Source organism: Roseburia hominis (assembly GCA_040702975.1).
Taxonomy (GTDB): Bacteria; Bacillota; Clostridia; order Lachnospirales; family Lachnospiraceae; genus Allocoprococcus; species Allocoprococcus hominis_A.
In genome coordinates this window covers 1,750,603-1,766,094 of sequence record CP159990.1, presented here as the reverse complement: position 1 = coordinate 1,766,094, position 15,492 = coordinate 1,750,603, and the positions used below count along the sequence as shown (strand labels likewise).

The following is a 15,492-nucleotide window of genomic DNA, read 5'->3' as shown; positions in this document are numbered from 1 at the left end:
GTTTACTTACCCTCATTTATTAAATATATATATACATATCCTATTATCCCACTTAATTTTAGTATAGCATATTTATGTATTTTCACAAAATATTTTTCCGAAATGAGGTTTCCGAAAAATCCCCTCAATTCCTGCAAAAATGGAGCGTTTGACCGCTTCCTCCCATGAATTCCCATATATCCCAAAGGCAGGATTTCCCCTAATATACATAGCTTACTATATTATAACACTTTTTCCTCTGCCCAGACAGGTTAATTTTGTTTTAAATTACGTTAATTTTGCATATTTAGCTGTTTTTCAAAAGTTTTGACAACCAACTCTTCCGGAATAACAGCTGCACATAAAAATTGTCAGAAAAAGAGTGCCTGCACTTCTTGTCACACGCACTCTTTCAGGTTCTCTTATCCTTCTCTTTCATTTCGGAACTGCATTGATGCTTCCACGAATCCCCGGAACAACGGATGGGGTTTATTCGGCCTTGATTTCAGTTCCGGATGCGCCTGTGTTCCGATGAACCATGGGTGCTCCGGTATCTCGATCATCTCCACGATCCTTCCGTCCGGCGAGAGGCCGGAAAGCCTCATGCCGTGCTTTACGAGCACTTCGCGGTAGTCATTATTGACCTCATAGCGGTGCCGGTGCCTCTCCCTGATCTCCTTCTCCCCATACAGGGCATAGGCCTTTGATTCCTCACTGAGCACACAGGGATACGCTCCCAGGCGCAGGGTTCCTCCTATGTCTTCGATACCGACCTGATCCGGCATAATATGGATGACCGGATGTGTGGTATCAGGCCTTAGCTCCACACTATGTGCGTCGTGATACCCAACGACATTCCGCGCAAATTCCACGATGGCAAGCTGCATTCCAAGGCAGAGCCCCAGAAATGGAACGCCATGTGTTCTCGCATACCGGATTGCTTCGATTTTTCCTTCGATTCCCCGGTCCCCAAAGCCGCCGGGCACCAGAATGCCGCACACGTCGCCGAGAAACTCCTCTGCATTTTCCGAGGTCACCTTCTCCGAGTCCACCCATTTGATATTCACGGTGGTATGACTGTAGATTCCGCCGTGCTTCAGCGCCTCCACCACGCTGATGTAGGCGTCATGGAGCTGGATGTATTTTCCCACCAGGGCAACGGTCACCTCCTGCGTCGGATTGCGCAGACAGTCCACCATCTCCGTCCAGTCCTTGAGGTCCGGCTCGGGACAGTTAAGATGCAGACATTCACATACGACCGACGCCAGATGCTCCTTCTCCATGGCAAGCGGCGCTTCATACAGGTATTCCACGTCCAGATTCTGCAGCACATGGCTGGCAGGAACGTTGCAGAACAGCGCAATCTTGTCCTTGATCTGGTCGTCAAGCGCATGTTCCGACCGGCAGACGATCACGTCCGGCCAGATTCCCATTCCCTGCAATTCCTTTACGCTTGCCTGGGTGGGCTTCGTCTTCATTTCCTGCGATGCGCGCAGGTAAGGAATCAGCGTGACGTGGATCAGGATCGCATTCTCATGCCCGATATCATGCTGAAACTGACGGATGGATTCCAGGAAGGGCTGGCTTTCGATATCGCCCACAGTTCCGCCCACTTCAATGATCGCGATCTCCGTATCTTTGGCAGACGGATTCCTGTAAAAACGGCTCTTGATCTCGTTCGTAATATGCGGGATCACCTGCACCGTTCCCCCGCCGAAGTCCCCCCGGCGCTCTTTCTGCAGGACGGACCAGTAGATCTTCCCAGTCGTCACATTAGAATTTTTCGTCAGACTTTCATCAATAAAACGTTCATAGTGTCCCAGATCCAGGTCTGTCTCCGCCCCGTCATCGGTCACGAACACTTCCCCGTGCTGCACCGGATTCATGGTGCCCGGATCAATATTGATGTAGGGATCGAACTTCTGCATCGTTACCGTGTAACCTCTGGCTTTTAAGAGCCTCCCCAGCGAGGCCGCCGTGATTCCCTTGCCGAGCCCGGATACCACGCCGCCTGTCACAAACACATATTTTACTGCCATACTGCTGCCTCCTCCACTTAGATACTACTCACTTTTTACCATACCCTCCACACTTTCTTACGGGATAAAAAAGCAGAAAAAGCCTCCAGAAATGCTTCTGGGGCTTCCTCGTCCGAATCGAATCCTATCCTAATCTTCAAACAGGATTCTGCTATATTATATTTAAAAATACTTTAAAAGTATACACCTTTTTTTTAAAAAAGAATAGTCCTTTTTTACAATTTTTATACTGTTTTTTCTGTGTTCGGTTTACTTTTCCTTCTGATTTGGATATAATAAAAGTGACCTCAAGTTTTCTTTAAATCTCAAGAATAGAAAGGACTGATTTTATGAACTTAGCAAAACTCTCTGCCAACGGTCAAATTACAGTTCCTGTTGAAATTCGCCGTCTGCTTGGCTTAAAGTCCGGCGATAAAATCTTATTTTTCCAAAAACAGGACGGAGAAATTGTTATGAGTAACGCATCCACACAGGCCATCCGCAAAGCGCAGGCGGCTTTTTCCGGCGCTGCTGAAACTATGGGAATTACCAGCGAGGATGACATTCAGGCACTTGTAGACGAAGTACGGTACGGAAAGGACAGGTAAAATGCGGATCCTGATTGATACAAATATCCTATTTTCTGCATTGGCATTTCCACGGTCGAAACCAGCGCAGGCTCTTTTGTATGTTGCAGATCATCACGAAATTGTCTTATGTGACCGGAACATCGCAGAATTGCGCGATATTTTGAGACGGAAAGCACCGAAGTATCTGCCGGATGCGGAAGTCCTGCTTGCTGAAATGTCCTATGAGCTGATTCCGGCGGTAGACCATGCGGAAAAGCTGATAAGGGACGCGAAAGACCAGCCCATCTTAAATGCGGCAATTGTATCGGATGTTGACATTATCCTGACAGGGGACAAAGATTTTCTCTGCCTTGATATGGAACACCCAAAATGCATGACAGTCGCACAGTTCTTTGAAAGTGAGGGTGTCGTAGAATAGAGCAGCATACTCCTGCAGGACAAAAATGAGAGCTGTGAATCCACACACCAGGTAAGCAAGCAACACTTCCGTTCCCTGCTTTAAAACTTCAGTCTCATCTGATACCAGGTCACATTCCCGTGAACCGATTCAGAAATCCCTTCATTTACAAATCCAAATTTTGCATAATAATGGAGCAGCTTCTCCTTGCAGGTAAGAACCAATCCCTCCCGGTTCTGCCCTCTGGCGTCCTCGATTGCCCGCGCCAGAAGGCGTCCCGCGCACCCCTGGTTCCGATATTCCGGTATGGTATCCACCCCAAAAATCATCTGCCATTTCCCGTTCTCGTCATGCATCGCTGCATTCTCATACATCTCGTCGGTAAGATCCGGCAGATCCGTCACCATTCCATTCACAAATCCCACCAGCTTTTCTCCGTCCAGCAAAAGCCGGAAATGATCCGGGTAGGCCTCCAGACGGCCTCTGACTTCTGGGGCTTCCTCGTCCGAATCGAATCCTGTCCTAATCTTCAAACAGGGTTCTGCTATATTATTTTTAAAAATACTTTAAAAGTATACACTTTTTTTCAAAAAAGAATAGTCCTTTTTTACAATTTTTCTACTGATTTTTCTGTGTTCGGTTTACTTTTCCTCCTGATTTAGATATAATAAAAGCGACCTCAAGTTTTCTTTAAATTTCAAGAATAAAAAGAACTGATTTTATGAACTTAACAAAACTCTCTGCCAACAGTCAAATTACAGTTCCTGTTGCGTTAGTAGGCTTTACAATGATGAAATTTCTTATATAGAAAACGTCCAAGCTTACCTCTTATCGTTTTCCTATTGACTAAACTGTAGGGAAACGAAGACCGGAATATTCATCATTAATCGCAAAATTATACCAATTACCGGAAGCCTCTCACTAAAAGAACCTTACCAAAAGCATTCCGCTTATCGATTGCATATATTCATGCCATTATGACTTCCATATATTTATTGCACACCAAAATAATGAATAATTTTATCATATAAAAAGTGGATATCCATTTCTTCTACATTACCAATTAATTCAACATAATTTAAATTATTTATAGGCATACTAGTTTTTGACTTCATTTCCCTACTCTTTTGTAAAAAGATAAAAAAATCGCTTTCATTCGCCATATGTTGCAGACTACCTTTTTGCAAATTCAAAATCATTATATCAGGACAATATATTTCATACAAATGTGCTAAAATAGATACTGATACATCTTGTGTATCAATATATTCTAAACCATAAAGATACGCGAAAGGATAATCTGATATTCCTATACTCTGATACCCTTCTTCTATAAACAATTTATTTAGTTTACATTGTATCGCTATCGCCTCATATTGATCACTCAAAATAACAATTAACGGGCAATTTATTATCCCTTCAAACTTTGTTTTTGCAACATACTTGTACTTGTTATTCTCGCACCAAAAAAATTTTGTACTTTTAACATTTTTATTATACTGACCTGCATATACTAATCCATTCTTACAATAATTAATTGCCATTGTAATAAAATCTTCGTTTTCACAAACTTTTCTCGGTGGAAGTATTACTAAATCATACTCATTATTAGCTTTTTTTTGAAAACATCTATATCCGTATATTCTTCAATACATTGAAAAAAAAGGTAGGACTTTAATGATGAGGTGCCGTAACGAAGGTTTTGAAAACAAGTGGTAAAGACAATCGGTACGGTATATTGCAAAAAATCTAAAACTCATATTTAGAGGGAATTGCAATGAAATCATTATTTGAAGAAATGGGCGGCACTTATACACAGGTTGGAGATTACTTTCTTCCTGATTTAAAACTGCCCGAAGAAGAAACAAACCCTATCGGCGTATGGGGACAACGGCACAAACGCTATTTTCAAGAGCATAAAAGAGCAACATACACTACCTTGCTCACAAGCGGAAAATTGAACACTTACCTTGCCGACATTGACAAGCAGGCAGAGGAAATATTTTCTCGGTTAATTAAGCAGAGGGCGGCGAAGGAAGGGATCACGGAGAGCCTGAAAGCGGCGGATATGATGGCGTGGGTAGGTGCTATGAATAATATTCGGAACAGAGCAACAGAAATTGTGAATGTTGACTTGATTTACAGATAGGTTAAAATTGGCAGGGATGATATTTTATCACCCTGCCGATTTTGTTGTATGTAGTTATTTTTTATAAAGTCGAAAACGGTATCGTTTACACCGTTGAGGGCAATTCCGGCGATAGCTGCCGAGTCAATGAGTATTCTATTGGTTATTACGAGATACTTGGATATGGCGCACCTGCCTATTAAAACACACAAGCCGCTTGCAGAAATGCAATCGGCTTGATACATATATATCTATTTTTTCGTTTTACAGCCGACCGTGATCATTGTAATGTAGTCGTCACGGTCTTGTAAGGACATTTCGTTTAAGCCTTCTTCATAGGCATATCCAAATAAATCCATTTGATTTTTATCTGCGAACTTGATGATATTTCGGTAAATCGTTTCAAGTTTGTCCCAGCCGCCTATACAAAAGGCACGCAGATAAGTTCCGGCAGGACGCACGGTATCGTAAACTTCAATATCCTCTCTGCCATAAGCAAAAAAGCAGTCATAGTCATGGTAGTTTCCGTTTATGATTTGATTTGCCGTAATTCGGCTCCCGAAATTATCATAAAGACCGAATATAGATTTCAGCCGTAACGAAAAATCTCCTGCAACTGCAAAGTCGTCATCATCATAAGCACCCGTAATCGGATTGCTAAGTAAAATACGCTGTTCTGGGAGCGTGATTATTTTCATCTCCCCATCTTTTGCTGTAAGGCTCAAGGATAGTTTGTTTGATTTTTGTTCTAAAAATGTTTTTGTATTTAAGAGTTCCTGAATTGATTTATCTATGATTGCTTTCTTTTCGGAAATCAGACTGGAAAAGGAAACATTCGAAGGGCTTTTCTGGTAGTGGATAATTTCTTCAATGGACAATCCGATTTTTCGCAGCGTTATAATCAATTCCAACTGTACCGTTTGAAAGCAAGTATAATAGCGGTATCCGTTTTCTTCTTTGAATTCGGGAGAAAACAATCCGATTTCATCATAATAGTGCAAAGTACGCTTGTTAATTCCATTGAGTTTTGCAAATTGTCCCGTGGTATATAAAAATTTTTTATTTTTCATTGTAAAACCTCTTGACTTTACAGTTACTGTACAGTTTATAATACCACATGACGAAGAAAATTGCAAGCAGATGGGAGCAGAAATATGGATATTTTGAATACGAATCAAAAACCGTGGAAAGAAATCAAAGAGATTTACTTAGAAGCTTTCCCCAAGTCCGAACGAAAACCCTTTTTCACGGTTCGGCGTTCTGTAAAAAAGGGTAAAGCGCAGTTGCTGACGGCTATAGATAACGGAATTTTACAAGGCTTCGTTATGGTGATTCCATACAGAGATATGGTTATGGTGGATTATCTGGCAGTTTCCGGAAAAATCCGAAGCCACGGAACCGGCAGTAAAATTATGCAAGAGGTATGCAAATGTTTTTCCGATAAAAGAATTGTTCTTTTGATCGAAAAACTCGACGATAACGCCGAAAACAAAGAACAGCGGATTGCACGACGAAAATTTTATCACAAAAACGGTTTCACATCCTCGGATATTTTTATCACCGGGTATAGCGGCAATATGGAAATTCTTAAATTTGGCGGTACAGTATCTCCACAGGAATATATGGATTTACAGAGGTACGCTTTGGGAAAACTGATGTTTCACATGTCTGGAATCCATTTAGACACACAATGATGGAGAAATTATGAACAGAAACATATCGAAAGAAACACAATTTAATATCTCCTATGCAAAAATGTTTTGGCTTTTTATATTTGGAAGCATATTGGGTGTTGTTTTAGAAGGCATTTTTTGCTGGATTCGCTATGGGCGTTGGGAAACACATGTTGTGTCTGTATGGGGTCCATTTTGCATTCTGTACGGATTTGGTGCAGTTGGTTTCTATCTATGTCATGCTCGATTGCATTACAAAAAGTGGTGGATACAATTCCTTATTTATTGTACTATCGGATTTGGCATTGAGTTGATATGTGGCTGCCTTTTGGAATTTGGATTACATATGCGGGCATGGGATTACTCGTCACATTTTATGAATATACGGGGACATGTTAGTTTGAAGATGACTATTGTATGGGGCATTGTCGGCATTGCTTTTTCGCAAATTACCCCATACATTGATAAAGCCCTTAATAAACTTAATAGCGACGGTTTAAAAATTCTTTCCTACATAATTACAATATTTATGCTTGTAAATTTGGTTGTAACTGCTGCCGCTGTTTGGCGATGGAAAGACCGTCATTATAATGTATTGCCGCAAAATCGGCTGGAAGAATTTCTTGATCAGAATTATGATGATAATTTTATGGCAGAACGATTTTGTGAATGGAGATTTTTGGATTAACAATAGGAGGCATAAGGTTGAAAAAGAATAGTAGAGGATATCCATTTTTTTAGGCATCACAAACAGACCATCTTGCGGTGGTTATTTAAAAATTGAATATGTAGCAAAGTTAAGGTTTATTCAGCAACTGACTTGATTTTATAACCATGAAACTGAGCCATTAAAATTGCCTGTTCAATTGTAATTTCACGATTGACAGGAAGAACATCACTTTTTCGGTAAAGTTGTGCATTATAGGGTTCCTTATTTTTCAGCATGTTGTATAATGCTGTTAGAAGCATTCTTGCTATTGCAATGATTGCTTTCTTGTGGCCGCGGCGCTTTCTTAAACGAAGATAGCGGTTGCGGATTTCAGGGTGCTTTTCACTTTTAACCACAGAGTTGGCACATTGAACCAAAAGTGGTTTGATATAGCATCCGGCTTTGGAAACCCGGACAGATTTTTTCTTCCCTGCACTTTCATTGTTGGTCGGCGTAAGTCCAGCCCATGAGCATAAGTGTTTCGCCGAAGGAAAAGCCTCCATATTCACGCCGATTTCAGAAATGATTCCGATAGCGGTAAATTTATTTTTGAATGATGGAGCGGTTAGGATTAGGTCGAGTTCTTGCTGATAGGGACTGGCGAGCGCAAGAATCAGTTCTTCTAGCTCTGCTTTCCGGGATTCCAAATCTTCAAAATGCTTTTTGATGATCTTTAATTTACCAGCCTGTTCCGGTGTGATAAAACCATCAATGGCGAGCTCCAGTTCAGGAAGCTTTTTCTTCATGGAGCCATGAATTAAAGGTCCAATATCAAAAGAAGTATCTTCAGGATTTTCAAGAATCTTATCCAGAATTCGTTGTGAACTTTTACCAAAAGTGTCCGAGACAACGGAAGCCAACTGAATGTTGGAGACCGTGAGACAGTTTTGAAAACGGTTCTTCTCACTGGACATAAAGCAGGTCAGTTTGAAACGATAGCGCATCAGGTCACGAAGTTGTCTGATATCAACAGAGGGAATGAAGCTACCGGCAACAAGATCATGCTTGAAGAGGTCAGCAATCCATTTTGCGTCTTTCTTGTCAGTTTTTTTACCACGGATAGCCTTAACATATTTGGGATGAGCAAGTACAATTGTACAGCTTTTTTCGAGCACATTGTAAACTGGAATCCAGTATTTGCCAGTAGATTCCATGCAGACATCCTTACAATGATTGTCAAGCAGCCACTGTAACAATTCCTTCAACCCTTGTGTGAAGGTTGAGAAACGATGGCGCTTGTAGGTGGTAACACCTTGTTTGTTAGTGGAAGCGATACAGGCAACAACAAAAGTCTTGTGAACATCGATACCACAACAAATTTGATACACAATTTTTAAAGCCATAGGGCCACCTTTCAGAACCATAGGTTCGATAGAATTATAGGGAGTAAACAGCATTGACTGAATGCTTAGGATTAAAACGAGAGTTGTTTTAACAAAGATAAGGTTACGTGCTCGAGGCACACTTATTTGTACTTGAAAAAGCATTCTACACATATAAAAATACGGTCACCCAATAGTTCGGACAGCCCACTCACCTCCCCGTGATTTGTAGTGTACTGAGTATCCCTATGGAAACTATTATAAAAAGAAAGCTGCGAGAGTCCAACGTTTTTTCATCACGTTTTGTGCCTTGAGCAGCGCGAAAGGAATGGATATAAAAATGAAAACTATTTTTTCAAAGGTTAAATTGAAAGGACGACAGGTTATGCTGCTTTCCGTACTGGTTTTGTTTGCAGCGGTTGCAGAAATGATGTTGCCATCGCTACTTGCCCAAATGATTAACAGCGGGGTAACTGATTCCTCACAAAGTACAATTTTCATACTCGCCGCTGTGATGGCGGGCGTTACAGCGCTTGCCTGTATTGTCAACTTCTTGTCTGTACGAATTGCTTCCCGGATTTCCACGGATTTTTCGGCAACACTTCGAGGACAGGTTTTTGAAAAAGTACAGAGCTTTTCTGCTGCCGAACTTGATAAGTTTGGTACAGCCAGCTTAGTTACACGAAGCACCTCAGATATTACAAATGTTCAGAATTTCCTTACTATGCTTTTGCGTATTGGCATTCTTGCACCTATGATGGCGATAGCAGGCTTGATTTTTTCCGCTGCTACTGGCGGGCAGGTCTGTTCCGTTCTCACCGTTGCAATCCCGGTGTTATTAGTTGGGTGTGGCATTGTTATCCTGTTTGCGTCCCGCTATTCGATAAAGCTCAGACAGAAGCTTGATCGGATCAATCAGTTGTTTTTAGAATCTCTGGAAGGTGTTCGTGTCATTCGTGCTTTCAATAAACAAAAAGCCGAGAGCCGCCGCTTTGACGAAGCAAATACCGATTATGCTGCAACATCAATGACATCGGGGCGAATTACAAGCCTTTTGTTGCCAGTCATCAATGTAATCTTCGGCGTAACTACAGCAGCGGTTTTAGGGCTTGGCGCACATTATGTAGAAAATGGCGCTATGGAGGTCGGATCGTTGGTGGCGAACAGCCAGTATATCAGTATGGTACTGATGTCGGTTATGATGCTTGCCCTTGTTATTATGATGTTCCCTACGGCATATGCCTGTGCAGGGCGTATTGCAGAGGTGTTGGAAACCGAAACCAGCATTCAGGATGGCTCATTCTCTTTTCAGGAGCGTCCCTTGCGTTCTACGGTAGAATTTCGTCATGTGACTTTTGCGTACCCCGGAGCGCCTGAACCGATTTTGAAAGATATTAGTTTTGAAACGCACCCCGGAGAAATTACTGCCATTATCGGCGGAACGGGACGAGGTAAATCCAGCATATTGAAGCTGATTCCACGCTTGTATGATCCTTTATTCGGAGAAGTTTTGATTGACGGCGTAAATGCTAAGGAATATGCAGTAGACGATCTTCGTGCCCTGATTGGCTATGTCCCGCAGAAAAATGTTTTGTTTTCGGGCGATATTGCTTCTAATCTAAACTTTGGAAAAAATGATGGAACCGAACGAGATTGGCAGGCGGCAGCCGAAATTGCGTGTGCCGAGGAATTTATTATGAAAAAGGAAAACGGGTATCATGACAGAATCGCACAAGGCGGAACGAATCTTTCCGGCGGTCAGCGTCAACGCATGGCGATTGCAAGAGCGATTATGAAAAAGCCGGAAATCTATGTTTTTGACGACAGCTTTTCGGCTTTGGATATGAAAACCGACCAAACCCTCCGCAAAAACTTGAAGGCGACAATGGGAAACGCAACAATTATTATGGTAGCTCAAAGAGTCAGCACGATTTTAGACGCTGACCGTATTTTAGTGGTTGATGATGGAATGATTGTTGGTCAGGGAACACATAAAGAACTGCTCCATACCTGCCCTCTCTATCGTGAGATTGCAGAAATACAGTTGGGAAAGGAGGCTGTCTGACATGAAAAATCATACCTTCAAACGGCTTTTTGGATATTTGAAAGCTCATCGTCTGCGTCTGTTCTTCGTTTTGTTATTTGCTTCTGTCAGCACGATTTTTACCGTTATGGCTCCGTTTGTGATCGGTAAAGTCACAACGACCCTCTTTGACAGTATCAGGGACGGCGTGTTTTATTGGGAAACCATTCTTTGGCTGCTTGCGGCACTGGTGTGTCTGTATCTGGTATCGCAGTTCTTTTCCTTTTTGCAAGGCTTTCATATGGCAAAAATTACGGCAAACGCAATGCGTGAAATCCGCAGCGACATAGATGAAAAAATGCACCGGTTGAAGCTGAATTACTATGATACGCATACCCACGGCGATATTCTCAGCGTGATTACCAATGATGTAGATACAATCAATAATACAGTCAGCCAAAATCTTACCTCCATTGTCACACAGGTGATTACCGCAATCGGAATTCTTATTATGATGTTGGCAATCAGCCCGAAACTGACGCTGATTCCGATTATTATGGTGCCATTGTCACTCCTAAGCGCAGCAGGTGTTATGAAGTCCGGCAGTAAGCATTACGGGAAACAGCAGGAGCTTTTGGGACAACTTAATGGATATATTGAAGAAATGTATAACGGTCAACAAGTAGTGCAGTCTTTTAGTTATCAGGACAGGGCAAAACAGCGCTTTTCTGCACTGAATGAGGAGTTGAAGAATAGTTCCTATAAGGCGGAAACAACCGCAGGGGCAGTCAGCCCGATTACTACTTTCGTAAATGATATGGGGTATGTGGTTTGTGCAGCAATCGGTTGCCTGCGTGCCATAGGCGGCTTTATTACCGTGGGAAATGTGCAGGCTATGTTGGAGTATACTCGTCGGTTTGATGAGCCATTTTCTTCTTTGGCCGGTATGGCAGGAAGCTTTGGCGCAGCAAAAGCCGCAGGAGATCGGATTTTTGCCCTGCTGGATGCAGAGGAAGAATTGCCGGACGCAGAACACGGTATCATTCCGCAAGACCGTTCCGGCAGCGTAACTTTTCAAAATGTTCAGTTCGGATATACGCCTGAGCGTATGCTGATGAACGGTGTGAATTTAACAGTAAAGCCCGGTCAAAAGGTTGCTGTCGTCGGCCCTACTGGCGCAGGCAAGACTACTCTTATCAACCTGTTAATGCGTTTCTATGAGATCAACAGTGGGGCTATTACGGTTGACGGCGTAAATATATGTGATATGCCGAGAGAAGAACTGAGGGATCGCTTTGGTATGGTCTTACAGGACACATGGCTTTTCGAGGGAACGATTGCTGATAACTTGGGATATGCAGAAGAAAATATGGATAGAAACAAAATCATTTCTTCGGCAAAGTCCGCCTGCGCCCATAATTTTATCAAAACACTGCCCGGCGGATATGATATGGAGCTTTCAAAAGGGGCGGAGAATATTTCACAGGGCGAGCGTCAGCTTCTCACTATTGCCCGTGCCATCGCTTCTGATCCAGAAATTATGATTTTGGATGAAGCAACGAGTAATGTAGATACCCATACGGAGGTTTTAATTCAGCGTGCTATGGCGCAACTTATGAAAGGCCGCACCAGCTTTGTGATTGCTCACCGCCTTTCTACTATCCGTGACGCTGATATAATTTTGTATATGGAGGACGGAGATATAAAGGAAGTCGGAAATCACGACGAATTGATGGATAAGAACGGAAAATACGCCGCTCTGTATAACAGCCAATTTGCATAATAGCGATTACACATAAAAACAACTGCCAAGTTCAAGAATGGGGGTGATAATATCGGACGAATATTAGTAATAGAACTTAAGGATCAGGATGTCGATGTGTTTGCAGAAATTATGGCGGCATTGAAACGATCTCCGAATATGGAACATCTTCGCTTAAATGATGAAACGGTGTTATCGTTCCCCGGACTTGAAATAAACCTTGCTCGTAGAAAAATCACAAGCGACGGACGGGAGATTTCATTGACAGCAAAGGAATACGATATTTTCTGTTTGCTGGTGGCAAATAGAAACCGTGTGCTGACATACGATCAAATCTATGAAAAGGTATGGGGTGACTTTTCTTCGGGCGGCGAACGAGAAACAATCGGTTTCCATGTCCGCAATCTCCGTAAAAAACTTTTTGATACCGATCAAGAACCCGCCTATCAAGTTGAGAGTATTCGGGATATAGGTTATTGCTTTGAGGTACATACAGGATAACAGAATAGTATTCCCCTGTTTCAGAAAAATATTTAAAACGGTGAATTGAAAAAGTAACTTCCACTTTGCAGGATTAACTTCCACCCTTGGACATTTGGGTGGAAGTTTCTTTTACCAAAGGGGTTGGAAAATTGAAAGGAATATTTAAAACCCGCCGAAAAAATCTTGATTTCCGGCGGGTTTTTTGATATAATATAATTCTTCTTCAATGAGGACTACAACTGAATACAAGATGTTTTGATAGAAAAGTAAAAAACACCTAACACCTGCGGTAGCTATACGAAAATACCGCCGTCTGCACTCTATGCTTTTTGGTACTGTCAGCGAGTGAACGGATGAACAAACAGTCCCGTCTTTGAATTTCAAAGCCGATACATAGAACATCATTTTGAAGCGAGAGCAACGCTCCCGCTGATTTTTGATGTCTCTGTGTATCGGCTTTTTGTTTTGCCGATTGACAACTGAATGACCGTCTGAATGGGATATGATTTTGCGATGATAGGAGCAAAACAACGCCGCTGAAAAAATGGGGGCAGGAACGACATTCGGGTAAAACGGCGAACAACAGCAAGCAAGTTTACAAGGAAACAGAACGCCCGTATTTACAATCGTAAAGTTTAGACGAGGTGCAGGGAGTCCTTTTCAAAGGACTGCCCTGCTGGGGAGACAACCGAGTTGTCGGGGCAGCGCCCCTACCGCCTCGCAGAGCCCACGGCACTTTGCAGCCATAAGGCTGAAAGTGTCATAGTGGGTTACGCACTTTGAAAAGGTGCGTAACAAAGGTCGCTCCGATTTTAACATATCCTCCCCTTTGGGAGATGAAATACAATCCGAAAAAGAAAGGAAGTGAGAAAAATGTCAAGACAGAATTTCAGCGTGGCAAGAGTGGTCACGCACACGAAAAGTACCATCGGCAAATATGAACGCCATAACGAACGAAAAAACGAACACTACGGCAATATGAATGTAGACCTGTCCCGCACACCCTTGAATGTGCATTTCAAGGACTGCGGCAGTCTAACCTACAACGAAACCCTTGATAAGCTGGTCGCTGACGGGAAGGTATCTCTCCGAGGCTTAAAGCAGGACGCAAAAGTGTACGATGAAGTTATTTTCGATGTCAACACCGATTACTTTGAAACACACGGCGGTTATGAGTACGCAAAGCGGTTTTATGAAGAAGCATACCGCTTTGCAGTCAGGCTATATGGCGAATACAATATTCTGTCCGCCGTACTGCACGCCGATGAAATCAACCTTGCTTTATCCGACGATTACGGAAAACCCGTCTATCACTACCATATGCACATTGTAGCGCTTCCCATAGTGGAAAAGCAAGTGCTGTGGTCAAAAAGGTGCAAAGCTAAATCGCTGGTAGGAACGGTCAAGGAGGTTGTTCAACAGGTCAGCCATTCAAAGAAATGGAAATCTCCGCAGGCGGTGGATGAGAACGATCAGCCTGTATTCGATAAAAACGGCAAGCCTGTGCTTGTTCCCTCGTACAGTATTTTACAGGATGAATTTTATGAGCATATGCAGAATGCAGGCTTTAACGATTTTCTCCGTGGAGAGCGTGGCAGTACCGCCGAATACAAAAGCAGTCTGCAATACCAAATTGAGAAAGACAAGGAACGCCTTGCGGGAATTGAGGAAAAGATTGCGGCGGCTGATGAAAAACTGTCCTCTGTACTGCCCGTACAGGCAAGCACAGAAATTATTGACAGTATGGGAAAGAAAACTCTGACGGGCAAAATTCAGATGTCCGCCGAGGATTACGGCTATCTTTCAAACTTGGCGAAGGAATGTCTTGTAAACAGGCGGACGGTGCAAATCTACGAAAGCAGCAACCGAGCGTTATCGGATAAAGTCAAGCGTCTGCAAGCGGAGCTGACAGCCTTAAAAGAAAAATGCAGACCATATCTGGAGGCGTTAAAGGCAGCACCGCAGAAGGTCAAAGCATTTATTGACGGTATTCTGAAATCTCTCCGCAAAACCGCACCCGAACAAGAAAAGAGCATTTTCCATAAACCGCCCGAAAAAGAAATGAAGCCGTCCCCGTGGGATTTGACAATTCCCAAACGAACACAAAAACCAAAAAAGAAGGAGGATTTGGAACGATGACAGAAAAAGAAAAGGACTTGGCGGAAATTCTTGCGAAGTTAGAGAAAGACCGCCCTGAAATAGACCGTATCTTAAACCGCCCCGCCATTATTGATACGGGCAGGAAACCGAAAGCCTTATGCCGTATCCCAGCCGACGCAGATTTTACGGTAAAGGACGGGAACACGAAATATGAAGTTACAGGGCATTTCTGCTCTCGCACAGACGAATTTCTGTTAAATACGATTATCCGAAAGCTCGGATACAATTACGGGCAGGATTAAAAGTTA

At 42.7% G+C, this 15,492-nt stretch carries 16 protein-coding genes and 1 pseudogene; 11 read left to right on the top strand and 6 right to left on the bottom strand.

What is annotated here, in order from left to right:
* Positions 1–2: 2 nt before the first annotated feature.
* Both ABXS75_08280 and ABXS75_08275 read right to left on the bottom strand, forming a co-directional pair.
* The gene (locus tag ABXS75_08280) at positions 3–185 is read right to left on the bottom strand and encodes a hypothetical protein (GenBank protein ID XCP86774.1); all 183 of its coding nucleotides are present in this window, start codon (positions 183–185) and stop codon (positions 3–5) included.
* A gap of 216 nt (positions 186–401) precedes the next feature.
* Positions 402–2,018: a CTP synthase gene (locus tag ABXS75_08275; GenBank protein XCP86773.1), complete on the bottom strand. Its 1,617-nt coding sequence runs from the start codon at positions 2,016–2,018 to the stop codon at positions 402–404.
* A 329-nt stretch (positions 2,019–2,347) separates the two neighbouring features.
* Between ABXS75_08275 and ABXS75_08270 the strand changes: the two genes are divergently transcribed.
* Positions 2,348–2,605, top strand: coding sequence for an AbrB/MazE/SpoVT family DNA-binding domain-containing protein (locus tag ABXS75_08270; GenBank protein ID XCP86772.1), 258 nt, complete (start codon positions 2,348–2,350; stop codon positions 2,603–2,605).
* A 1-nt stretch (position 2,606) separates the two neighbouring features.
* A complete protein-coding gene (locus tag ABXS75_08265; protein ID XCP86771.1) occupies positions 2,607–3,005 on the top strand; it encodes a putative toxin-antitoxin system toxin component, PIN family in 399 nt (132 codons plus the stop codon).
* 80 nt (positions 3,006–3,085) lie between these two features.
* On the opposite strand, the gene ABXS75_08260 is transcribed toward ABXS75_08265, so the two are convergent.
* Positions 3,086–3,517, bottom strand: a complete 432-nt coding sequence (locus tag ABXS75_08260; GenBank protein ID XCP86770.1) for a GNAT family N-acetyltransferase — start codon at positions 3,515–3,517, stop codon at positions 3,086–3,088.
* A 459-nt stretch (positions 3,518–3,976) separates the two neighbouring features.
* The gene (locus tag ABXS75_08255; GenBank protein ID XCP86769.1) at positions 3,977–4,528 is read right to left on the bottom strand and encodes a hypothetical protein; all 552 of its coding nucleotides are present in this window, start codon (positions 4,526–4,528) and stop codon (positions 3,977–3,979) included.
* A gap of 233 nt (positions 4,529–4,761) precedes the next feature.
* Between ABXS75_08255 and ABXS75_08250 the strand changes: the two genes are divergently transcribed.
* Both ABXS75_08250 and ABXS75_08245 read left to right on the top strand, forming a co-directional pair.
* On the top strand, positions 4,762–5,133 hold the full coding sequence (locus ABXS75_08250) for a TnpV protein (protein XCP86768.1): 372 nt from the start codon (positions 4,762–4,764) through the stop codon (positions 5,131–5,133).
* A gap of 65 nt (positions 5,134–5,198) precedes the next feature.
* Positions 5,199–5,315: pseudogene (locus ABXS75_08245) on the top strand (chap domain protein).
* A gap of 48 nt (positions 5,316–5,363) precedes the next feature.
* Here the strand turns inward: ABXS75_08245 and ABXS75_08240 are convergent.
* Complete coding sequence (locus ABXS75_08240; protein ID XCP86767.1) at positions 5,364–6,182, bottom strand: MerR family transcriptional regulator; 819 nt, start codon at positions 6,180–6,182, stop codon at positions 5,364–5,366.
* A gap of 84 nt (positions 6,183–6,266) precedes the next feature.
* Here ABXS75_08240 and ABXS75_08235 point away from each other — a divergent pair, with 84 nt between their 5' ends.
* Together ABXS75_08235 and ABXS75_08230 are read left to right on the top strand one after the other, a co-directional pair.
* Complete coding sequence (locus tag ABXS75_08235) at positions 6,267–6,806, top strand: GNAT family N-acetyltransferase (GenBank protein XCP86766.1); 540 nt, start codon at positions 6,267–6,269, stop codon at positions 6,804–6,806.
* A 10-nt stretch (positions 6,807–6,816) separates the two neighbouring features.
* Positions 6,817–7,473 carry a putative ABC transporter permease gene (locus ABXS75_08230; GenBank protein ID XCP86765.1) on the top strand — a complete coding sequence of 219 codons (657 nt, stop codon included), beginning with the start codon at positions 6,817–6,819 and terminating at the stop codon, positions 7,471–7,473.
* A 116-nt stretch (positions 7,474–7,589) separates the two neighbouring features.
* Here the strand turns inward: ABXS75_08230 and ABXS75_08225 are convergent, their stop codons facing one another.
* Entirely contained in the window at positions 7,590–8,837 is a 1,248-nt protein-coding gene (locus ABXS75_08225; GenBank protein ID XCP86764.1) for an IS110 family transposase, read from the bottom strand.
* A 307-nt stretch (positions 8,838–9,144) separates the two neighbouring features.
* Here ABXS75_08225 and ABXS75_08220 point away from each other — a divergent pair, with 307 nt between their 5' ends.
* The 5 genes from ABXS75_08220 to ABXS75_08200 all read left to right on the top strand — a co-directional run bounded on the left by ABXS75_08220 (position 9,145) and on the right by ABXS75_08200 (position 15,486).
* The gene (locus ABXS75_08220; protein XCP86763.1) at positions 9,145–10,881 is read left to right on the top strand and encodes an ABC transporter ATP-binding protein; all 1,737 of its coding nucleotides are present in this window, start codon (positions 9,145–9,147) and stop codon (positions 10,879–10,881) included.
* A 1-nt stretch (position 10,882) separates the two neighbouring features.
* Complete coding sequence (locus ABXS75_08215; GenBank protein XCP86762.1) at positions 10,883–12,622, top strand: ABC transporter ATP-binding protein; 1,740 nt, start codon at positions 10,883–10,885, stop codon at positions 12,620–12,622.
* Between the two features lie 96 nt (positions 12,623–12,718).
* Complete coding sequence (locus ABXS75_08210) at positions 12,719–13,102, top strand: winged helix-turn-helix domain-containing protein (protein ID XCP86761.1); 384 nt, start codon at positions 12,719–12,721, stop codon at positions 13,100–13,102.
* A gap of 855 nt (positions 13,103–13,957) precedes the next feature.
* A complete protein-coding gene (locus tag ABXS75_08205; protein XCP86760.1) occupies positions 13,958–15,223 on the top strand; it encodes a plasmid recombination protein in 1,266 nt (421 codons plus the stop codon).
* Positions 15,220–15,486, top strand: a complete 267-nt coding sequence (locus ABXS75_08200) for a hypothetical protein (protein ID XCP86759.1) — start codon at positions 15,220–15,222, stop codon at positions 15,484–15,486. Before ABXS75_08205 ends, ABXS75_08200 begins: the two co-directional genes overlap by 4 nt.
* Positions 15,487–15,492: the final 6 nt, after the last annotated feature.